Source organism: Stappia sediminis, from assembly GCF_009826895.1.
GTDB classification, from domain to species: Bacteria; Pseudomonadota; Alphaproteobacteria; order Rhizobiales; family Stappiaceae; genus Hongsoonwoonella; species Hongsoonwoonella sediminis.
In genome coordinates this window covers 1-655 of sequence record NZ_WUMV01000022.1, presented here as the reverse complement: position 1 = coordinate 655, position 655 = coordinate 1, and the positions used below count along the sequence as shown (strand labels likewise).

The window sequence follows — 655 nt, the reverse complement described above, 5'->3', positions numbered from 1 at the left end:
GGAGCTGACCCGTGCGGAGATCAGGCATCCTGCGGCGGAGATCATCCTGACGGACGTTGCGGCATCAACCACCTCGGCAAGTGGCAACGGGACCTTCAGGTTGCCCGACCTCGCCCGTTTCGCGGCTCTCGCGAAGCAGGATCTCAAAGGCGCGCTGTCCGGCGAATTTACCGCCAGCGCCGATCCGTCCGACCTTGCCGGATCGGCGGAAGTCTCCGTTTCCGCACAGGACCTTGAGACGGGCATCGCGCTGGCCGACGGGCTTTTGGGGCCGGCACCCAATCTCTCCCTTCAGGGCGATTTCACAGCCGACGGCGAGGCCGAGGTTTCGCGTCTCTCGCTGGAAGGCCAGGCCGTTGCCCTTTCGGCAAGCGGTAGCGCAAACCCGGAGACCGTCGACGCCAGGGCCAATGTCAAACTCTCCGACCTCGGCCTCGTGGATCCGCGCGCGAGCGGCGGGCTCGACCTCGACGCCACCATCGAAGGTCCTGTTTCCAAACCGCAGATCGCGGCAAACCTCACATCGCAGGATCTCGCCCTGCTCGGCAAGGCGGTCGATGCCCTGCGCCTCAATGCCGATATCGTCGCCGACAGGACAGCCCCCACCGCACAGGTTTCGCTCGCCGGCACGGTCGACGGAAAGGAAATATCCGGA

At 65.5% G+C, this 655-nt stretch carries 1 protein-coding gene; it reads left to right on the top strand.

Going from position 1 to position 655, the window contains the following annotated elements; translation table 11 throughout:
• Positions 1–655: translocation/assembly module TamB domain-containing protein (locus tag GR183_RS21625; RefSeq protein ID WP_160777768.1), on the top strand; the 655-nt coding region annotated here is incomplete at both ends.